6 protein-coding genes are annotated in these 4761 nt (G+C 57.6%); all 6 read right to left on the reverse strand.

The genetic code is table 11. From position 1 onward, the window contains the following. The coding region (locus tag B2W52_RS07490; protein ID WP_286802218.1) for an ExbD/TolR family protein at positions 1-231 on the reverse strand (231 nt) is incomplete at its 3' end. Beyond that, the gene (locus B2W52_RS07495; protein WP_092029849.1) at positions 228-740 is read right to left on the reverse strand and encodes an ExbD/TolR family protein; all 513 of its coding nucleotides are present in this window, start codon (positions 738-740) and stop codon (positions 228-230) included. The genes B2W52_RS07495 and B2W52_RS07490, both read right to left, overlap by 4 nt. 25 nt (positions 741-765) lie before the next feature. Continuing rightward, complete coding sequence (locus B2W52_RS07500) at positions 766-1473, reverse strand: MotA/TolQ/ExbB proton channel family protein (RefSeq protein ID WP_014577476.1); 708 nt, start codon at positions 1471-1473, stop codon at positions 766-768. A gap of 139 nt (positions 1474-1612) precedes the next feature. Beyond that, positions 1613-1918, reverse strand: coding sequence for a hypothetical protein (locus tag B2W52_RS07505; protein WP_273070472.1), 306 nt, complete (start codon positions 1916-1918; stop codon positions 1613-1615). Between the two features lie 15 nt (positions 1919-1933). Next, the gene (locus B2W52_RS07510) at positions 1934-2503 is read right to left on the reverse strand and encodes a tetratricopeptide repeat protein (protein ID WP_286802222.1); all 570 of its coding nucleotides are present in this window, start codon (positions 2501-2503) and stop codon (positions 1934-1936) included. After that, the coding region (locus B2W52_RS07515; RefSeq protein WP_286802224.1) for a tetratricopeptide repeat protein at positions 2490-4761 on the reverse strand (2272 nt) is incomplete at its 5' end. The genes B2W52_RS07510 and B2W52_RS07515, both read right to left, overlap by 14 nt.

Consider the following 4761-nt stretch of genomic DNA (forward strand, 5'->3'; position numbering starts at 1 on the left):
GTCCGTGACGGTCAGGGCCAGGACGTCACCAGGGGGTTGCTGAGCGGTGGAATCCGGCAGTTTGATAGTGTTGTTCTGGTTCAATACCTGTACGTCGGAGGAGGAGTTCACCATCAGGAAGAACACCAGGATGGTGAAGATATCCATCAACGAAACCAGGTTCATCTTTCCCTGGCTTTTATTGCGCCGGTAATGGCGTTTCTGGCGGCGGGCCTTGGCAGATTCTTTCATGAACTCACCTCCGCGGATCCCGAAGGCTGTGCGGGCGCATCGCCGAGAGAGATCTCGGGGAACAGCTCCGCTTCAACCACACTACCAGCCACAACCGCCTCGTATGAGCGCACCGTGTCCATCACCGAGACAAGAGACTGATAGGACGTCTGCCGGGACGGCATAATAATCACATCCTTCTTGTCCGGCACACGGCTCTTGATTTCCTTCATGACATCCTTGAGCAGAACGAAATCATACTCGCCCTCGCGCTGGGGGATGTTCTTGATCACGCCGCCCTGGTTATCCGCAACGACCAGGCGATCCTCATAGATCACCACCTGGATCTGCAGCTCTTCCGCCTGCTCGCCCGACAGGCTCTCACCGGTCGGGAAGTTGAGTTCCAGAACGCTGGTGTGGGCGAACACCATATTCAGCAGCAGTACCGGCACCAGCACAATCATGAGATTCATGAAGGGCGTGATGTCGAGATCGGCCTCACTTTGTAGGCGACGATGTTTCCGTCTCATGGCCTGACATCCTTCTGGCTGGTTATCAGGCCGGGCTACCGGCCGGAGTCGCTACCTGTGCCGGCGCAGCGGCATTCTGTCCCTGTGGTTGAGCGGCGGTCTTACTGCCGGAACCATCGCTGAGGAGGTTCAGGACCTTGATGCCCGCCATCTCAAAGCTGTCGACGATCTCATTGGTCTTGGTCTGCAGCAGTGAGTGGATCAGCAGCATGGGAATTGCAGACATAAGGCCGAAGGCGGTGGTGTTCATGGCAACCGAGATACTCTGGGACAGAAGGCTCGCCTTCTGGGCCGGATCCGCTGCAGCTACCGCCGTAAACGCTGCAATCAACCCGATAATCGTACCCAGCAGGCCAAGCAGCGTGGCAATGTTGGCCAGCGTTGCCAGATACTGGGTGCGCTTTTCCAAACGCGGCATCACATCCAGCAACCCCTCTTCCATCGCGTATTCGATCTCTTCACGACCCTGGCGGCGGGCCAGGCGCTGAAGGCCGAAGCCGATCATGGTCGACATGGCACTGCCGGATTCCTGGGTGTAGTTCAGGGCGCCCTTCAGGTCACGCTTGGCGATCATCTGATGCAGGCGGTTGAAGTCCCGACGGTTGGTCAGTTTCTGGGCGGAAAGGTAAACGTAACGTTCAATGGCAACAATGAGTCCGACAATCAGCACAACTGCAATCGGAAACATAAAAAAGCCACCTTCCTGGAAGAAGCGAACGGCGGTATCGATCATTTTCTGGGCACTCCATGGTCCGGTTTTCAGATCAGTCTAAGCGCGTCACTCCCCTGCAAGGGTAAGTTCGCGAAAGTCTGTGTGAGGGTTTGTTTAATCTTGCGCAGGAACACACTCATGGCGTGACAGGCATCACACTCTACTGCCCTGTGCTGGCCTGGGTCTGTTTGATAAACGCTTCGTGGTACTTGATAAAACGCTGGAACTCATAGCGTTCCAATGGCCGGAGACCCTGATCAACCATCAGGCGTTCTTCTGGCGCACGCAACTCGTCCACTTCCGGTGGCTGCCAGGGCACCAGATACATCACCGTAGGCACTTCCTGATCGCCACGGATTCGCGTGCCCTCAATGGTAACCACACCCGGGGCGTCCTGGGCGAAGACCATCGGCGCCGTGGGCACCAGCGCGGAAACTGCCAGAGCGATTAGCGCGAGACGTTTCATATCACATAGTCCACATCAGATTCTGTTTTTGGCATCGAAGATCCAGTCTTCCAGTCTGGGGTGCGGCTCACTGGCCGCGGACTGATAACGCTCATAAAGGTCAACCGCCTCGGCAGGTTTACCCAGGTAGATGTCAAGCAGGAAGGCCAGATTAAGGATCGCAGGCGCGTAATTCGGATCAACAGACAGTGCCGCGCGATAATACCCTTCTGCTTCGTCGAATTCTCCGGCGTTCCGGGCAATTACTCCCAGATGATTCAGCGCCTGGACATGTTCAGGATTCACCGTCAGCGTGCGTTCAAACCAACTTTTCGCGGTCTCGGTATCCTCTTCCTGGAACGCAATAATGCCAAGGTTGGCCATGGGGCCGGCTTTTCCGGGGTAGTCGCTCGCCAGTTGCTCGAATCGGGTTTTGGCCTCGGCAAGATTTCCCTCCTCCATGGCACTCACAGCCTTGGCGAATGACGCTTCCAGTGCAGCCTGCTCAACTTCTGCCTCAGACTCCGGCGGCGCCGGCGCCGTTACACACCCCGAAAGCGAAAACATCACGAAAAGACAGAGTCCGCAGGCCTTAATCGAGCTCATAGACAACCCCCTGGGTAACTTCTTCTTTCCGATAACGTCCGGGCAACAGGGCTTTCAAGGCCTCGTAACTGCGCTTGACCCATTCATCGAAAATGCCCTCCCGGGCCCGCCGGATATTCTGCTCGTGGATATCGATGGCGTTGTCCTCAAACGGGTAGGCCTGCTCTTCCAGGAGAAGCTCGTACTGAGCCAGTTCAAGCTCGCTCAATCCGGTGGGCCGCTCCGAGTCCATGAGATCGGCACCGAGGCGTGCATAGATGTGGGCGATCTGGTAACCGGCCTCGGTTGCAAATGATGAAAGGCCATAGCTAGCCGTCTTTTTGTAGGCGTTGACCGCTCGTTCAAGCGCATCGGTCTTCGCTGTCATGCTTTGATTGAGTGGCAGAGTCAGCCTGATGCCGTCATACCGGGCAAGGGCGTCGCGGGCGAGGATTGCAGAGGCTGACGCCGCAAGGTACCGCATGCGATCGTCCGCGGCGTCCGGGTCCCGGTCCACCGTTTCCATCTGCTTTCGCAACCAGTAATCCCTGCTTTCGGCATCCCCGTCTTCCTGATAGAGCTCAGCCAGCCGATTGGCCGCTTCCATGTAGACGTCCGTCGGCTCGGGGTGGCTGTTAGCGTAATTTCGCCAGGTATCAATCGCCTTCTCCTGGTTGCCGGCCTGATCGTACAGTTCTGCTGCAATCAACAGGTTTTCCCTTCGCTCTTCCGGCGTCTTGGCGAGGGAGACCATTTGCTGGAGTTCGTCGGCGGCTCGCTCCCACTGCTCCGTTTCACGGTAGGCCAACGCCAGTTTTGCAGGGACTGTGTCAATCAGCTCGTGATTGGGGAAAGACCGCCTGAAACTGGTCAGCACACCGATGGCCTGCTCCCAGAGATTGGCGGTGATAAGAAGTGAGGCAGCATCGTATTCGGCGTTTGCCCGCAGAGCGGATTCTGGAACGGCCGTGCCGACTCGCAGGAATTCGCTCACCGCAGCCTCCACATTTCCGGCATCAGCTAACTGCTCCGCCTGTCGATAGACCGCGGCTGCCAGATTTTCACGAACGCCGCTTCTGCGTTCATCGTCTTCGGCCATTGTTGCCAGGGCGTCACGATAAGCCTGTTCCGCCTCGGCGTATCGGGCCAGTTCGGAGAGGCTGTGCCCGGATAACAGCAAAGCTTCCGTCGTCAATTCATCCGGGGGCGTGGGTTGCCAGGTAACAAGTCGGGCCGCCATATTGACGGTCTCTTCCCAGTTGTTCAGGTCAAATTCACGCTGCAGCGCAATGTAATACACCGCCGGCGCCCGGGCGTCGCCGGGAAACGCATTTGCGAACCGCAGCCGGTTCAGTTGTTGCAGCTCCTGATAGGCCATCCGCTCCGATACCGGTTCACTCTCCCAGGTTTGCGAGTACTCCCGGAATGCCAGCACCGATGCATACCCGGCTTCAGCTGCCCGATCGGCTACTGTGTCTTCCGGATAGTCATAGGCCACGCGTTCGAAAGCTGCGATTGCTGCCGGCCAGTCTTCCAGCTCCAGGTAAGTCTCACCCAGAAGGAACAGCCGCTCCGGTGTACGGGGGTGGTCCGGGAAGGTAGCCGCAAATTCGGCGTAATAACTGGCGGCTTTGCGGTAATGATCGTCCGCCTGCTGATCATCCTCCGCCTCCCCTGCCAGCAGGTACTGGCGGTCCGCCAGTTCCGGCAACAGTTGTTCCAGTTGTTGCTCGATAAAGCCAATTGCATCGGGGCCAGCTGACTGCCAGTAATCGCTGTAGATTCCGTAAAGGCTGACAAAGCCGGCCTTTCGTTCAGGGATCGTACGGGTGAAACCGGCCAGCTCAAGGGTATCAATGATCCGGATGTGGTAGCGCGGCGCCCAGGGACTCTCCGGATGGTCTTCTATGTAGGCTTCGAAGACATCGATGGCATCACTGTATTGCTCTCTCTCGAGCAAGAGCTCGCTGTAGCGGTCGTAGACCAGGATTTCGTAGGGGCGACCACCCGTTTGGCGGAAAAGCGCCTGGAGGGTTTCCGCTCCGTCAAGGTACGACAGGGACAGCCCTACCACCCTGAACAGATCTTCGATCAGTGTCTGGCTTCGCTGATCCACGTCCGCCACCGGCCTGCCCTCGGGCATGACAAGATCAAGCACTTCAACGTAACTGAAGAGCGCTTCCTGGTATTGCGCCTGTTTGAAAAGACTCCAGCCCTTCATGTAATGCGCGTTCACGAGGAACGAGGGATCGGCCATGCGTTCCTGGCTCGCGAGGGTA

Source organism: Marinobacter sp. UBA2498, assembly GCF_002341575.1.
GTDB classification, from domain to species: domain Bacteria; phylum Pseudomonadota; class Gammaproteobacteria; order Pseudomonadales; family Oleiphilaceae; genus Marinobacter; species Marinobacter manganoxydans.

Bases quoted from the DNA above. Each gene is read 5' to 3' on its own strand.
- B2W52_RS07495 (WP_092029849.1), bottom strand. From the start codon at position 740: ATGAGACGGAAACATCGTCGCCTACAAAGTGAGGCCGATCTCGACATC.
- B2W52_RS07500 (WP_014577476.1), bottom strand. From the start codon at position 1,473: ATGATCGATACCGCCGTTCGCTTCTTCCAGGAAGGTGGCTTTTTTATG.
- B2W52_RS07505 (WP_273070472.1), bottom strand. From the start codon at position 1,918: ATGAAACGTCTCGCGCTAATCGCTCTGGCAGTTTCCGCGCTGGTGCCC.
- B2W52_RS07510 (WP_286802222.1), bottom strand. From the start codon at position 2,503: ATGAGCTCGATTAAGGCCTGCGGACTCTGTCTTTTCGTGATGTTTTCG.